The following is a 2,941-nucleotide window of genomic DNA, read 5'->3' as shown; positions in this document are numbered from 1 at the left end:
TGGCGGAATTTCGAGAGCGGCACGATATCGCTTTCACGCCCCCCGAGGGCCATCCAGTCGCGCCGCGCATCTTCGATGAGCTTGTCGCTCTTCGAGACCCAAACGGCCCGGCGGCGCCCTTTGAGCCAGTTGTCGAGAATGATGCCCGCCACCTGCCGCCCCTTGCCGCAGCCGGTGCCATCGCCCAGGAACCAGCCCTTGCGCAGACGGAAGGCACCTTCGTCACCCTCCGCCGCGGCCATAAGCTGACCCTCGATCTCCCCGCGCTTGAACCAGCCTTTCAGGTGCGCCTCGTGTGCATTGCCCGCGTAGATCACGCTTTCGAGCTGCGGAGCGGAGAGGAGGCCGTCAGCGACAAGGGACTTCGGCAAGACTGGGCGATAGGTCGGCACGGGCGGCGGGACAGACGCCATGGCTGCGGATTGGACAAGTGCTGTCGGGTGCTCCGCTGCGCCGCCGATCCGCATCGCCTGAAGATTATAGGTCTCGTAAACCGTGTCCTGCAGCGCGACGCCCGGTACGCTCCAGGCTTTCGGCAGGTAGTCGAGCGGGGCCGTCACGACATCATCAAAGGGATGCCGGGCGCGCTCCTCGGCGCGGGCGCGGGTTTCCTTGCGGGCGGCGTTACGCAGAGCGTACAGGTTGGTGCGGGACTGGCGGTTCGGCACAGACAATGCCGCGCTGGTAGGGCAGGGCGGGGGGTTGCGGCGCGCGGGACAATGGGTGAGCACTGCGGAGAGAAGATCGCCCGTGGTTGCGCAGATGGGATGATAGACGGCCTCGATTTCGACAGGTGCGGTCTCGCGTTCGCCCGCCGCGCGCTTGTCGATTACCGTCAGCCGCGTGTCGATCGTGGTCCCATGCCGCGCGAAGACCTTGCCGTCGATCGCGGCGGAAAACACCACGTCTGCGCTCTGGCCTATGCGTTGAAACGTCGGCTGGAAACTCTTGGTGGAGGGCCGAAAGCTCTCGCCCGTGATGATGACAAGCCGCCCACCCGGAGCAAGACGTGCCAGCGCGGACAGAACATGCTGACTGGTCGCCTGCCGAAACCGACCTTCGACATGGTTCGCAGCCGAAAACGGCGGGTTCATCACGATGACCGAGGGCGTGATTGCGCGGTCGAGACGGTCGTCGATCGAGGCGGCATCGTGATCCGAGACAACAGCATCCGGAAACAATTGTTCCAGCAAGGCACGGCGCGTTTCCGCAAGCTCATTGAGAACAAGCCGCGCGCCTGCAGTCCGGGCGAAGATCGCCAGCATGCCGGTGCCAGCGGATGGCTCGAGCACCAGGTCGCCCTCGCGAAACCCCGCCGCCTGCGCGACAATCGCCGCAAGGGGCAGGGGGGTCGAAAATTGTTGCAGGCGGACGCTATCTTCAGAACGCCGTGTGTGCGAGGGCGCCAGACTGGCCAGCCGCTCGATCATGGTGAGGAAGGCCTGCGGCGAGGCCGCCTGGCGCTGCATCAGCGCGCCATAGCGCGCGAGCATCAGGATTTGCGCAACCTCGACGGCCTCGTAGGCGTCCTTCCAAACCCAGGCGCCGCTCGTGTCGCTGGCACCGAAGGCCTCCTCCATCACGGCGCGAACAGCGGCGGCGTCAATGGGTTTGCCAGCCTCGAACAAAGGGACGAGGGCATTTGCAGCCTGCATCAGGTTTTGAGCAACGCCTGCAGCCTCGGGCAGGGCAGGGGCCTCTGAAAGACATGCAAGCGGGACGGAATGGGGGTGAGCGTTCATCGGCAATCTCCGGAGTTGAGGGTTGGCCCCAGGCCCCGCGCGCACTCTCGCACCCGGGAGGGGTCACCCCTCCCGCCCTGTCTCTCGCTCTTTCATGGCAAAGCCCTGGTGCGAATTTGCCCTGCGTCAGGACGGCCGCAGATGGCGAGGCACGTCCATCGATTGATGCAGGATCCGGATCACAAATATCCTGTCCGGGTCCACCTCATAGAACACGAGGTGCCGGCCCGTGATCAGTTTACGCGCACCCTGCAGGAGATCGGAGCAGTCCGACCCCATTTGAGGATTGGCGATCAGCCCCTTCAGGGCACGCTCGATGTCGTCGAGATAGCGGTCCGCCTGCGCCGCGCCCCACTGTCGGTCTGTCTCGACCCAGATATCGACGAGATCGGATTTAGCCGCTTCAGAGAGATGGATGTCACGCATCAGAAGCGCCGGAGCGGCTCCGCGCCTCGCGCTTGATCGCATCCATATCGAGCGGACCAGCGTCGCCGGATTGCTTGCCCTCCATCAACGCAACGCGAAGCCGCGCCCGCTGACCTTCCTGTTCTTCCATCAGGCGCAAGGAGGCGCGGATCAACTCGCTGGTTGACCCGTAGCGCCCTTCCTTCAACATCAGGGCAATGAATTCGTCCCAATGGGGGCCCAGTGTGACGCTTGTGCTTGCCATGTTCACCTCCGAAATACGCATGAATAACATATATGAGTACTTCACGCATTTCAACTCGGAGGTGGGCTTGCGCCCAGTTCTTCGGCGGCGACGGCTCTGGATCTCGCCTGTAAAACGAGATGGTCTACAAACGCTCGTGCCTCGGACAGGCAGTCCAGCTCATAGTCGCCGAAGAAGCCCCAGCAGGCGTCGAGCTCCTCGCCGTCACGCTCGATGACATAGCCATAGACCCGCCCGCCAAGATAGGCGTCGTAGCTGACGATTTCAGCGCGCAGGATGTCGGCTGCCTTTTCCCGCAGTGCCTTGGTGACGCGCTTCACATCGAACTCCTTCCGAACCGCCTCAAGCAACACATAGACGTAACCGGCCTGGCCGGAATCCCACGGGCAGTGGAACCCGATGGTGTTCATCGCGAGGCCGGAATGGTCATAGAGAAACACCGGCAGAAGGATCGCCTTGCGCTCGGCGCGCTCGCGCAACTGGTCCATTGAGAGATCACACTGATCCGAGACACCCGCGAGATCGCGCA

Annotated in this window: 4 protein-coding genes; all 4 read right to left on the bottom strand. The window is 63.5% G+C overall.

Annotated features, from left to right (window positions below; all coding sequences use genetic code 11):
- Window positions 1-1,742, bottom strand: a 1,742-nt coding sequence (locus QO033_RS25110; protein WP_284483427.1) for a strawberry notch-like NTP hydrolase domain-containing protein, incomplete at its 3' end; no start/stop codon positions are given.
- 126 nt (window positions 1,743-1,868) lie between these two features.
- The gene (locus QO033_RS25105; protein ID WP_103911893.1) at window positions 1,869-2,168 is read right to left on the bottom strand and encodes a type II toxin-antitoxin system RelE/ParE family toxin; all 300 of its coding nucleotides are present in this window, start codon (window positions 2,166-2,168) and stop codon (window positions 1,869-1,871) included.
- On the bottom strand, window positions 2,161-2,412 hold the full coding sequence (locus tag QO033_RS25100; protein ID WP_036784147.1) for a type II toxin-antitoxin system ParD family antitoxin: 252 nt from the start codon (window positions 2,410-2,412) through the stop codon (window positions 2,161-2,163). Before QO033_RS25100 ends, QO033_RS25105 begins: the two co-directional genes overlap by 8 nt.
- Window positions 2,413-2,462: 50 nt before the next feature.
- Window positions 2,463-2,941 (bottom strand): hypothetical protein (locus QO033_RS25095; protein ID WP_284483426.1); only part of this gene is annotated, 479 nt, incomplete at its 5' end.

It is taken from the genome of Pseudodonghicola flavimaris, from assembly GCF_030164425.1.
In the GTDB taxonomy this organism is placed as follows: domain Bacteria; phylum Pseudomonadota; class Alphaproteobacteria; order Rhodobacterales; family Rhodobacteraceae; genus Pseudodonghicola; species Pseudodonghicola flavimaris.
The sequence above is the reverse complement of the archived record's forward strand: the minus strand, read 5'-3'. Positions and strand labels throughout refer to the sequence as shown.

Bases quoted from the DNA above. Each gene is read 5' to 3' on its own strand.
- QO033_RS25100 (WP_036784147.1), bottom strand. From the start codon at position 2,412: ATGGCAAGCACAAGCGTCACACTGGGCCCCCATTGGGACGAATTCATT.
- QO033_RS25105 (WP_103911893.1), bottom strand. From the start codon at position 2,168: ATGCGTGACATCCATCTCTCTGAAGCGGCTAAATCCGATCTCGTCGAT.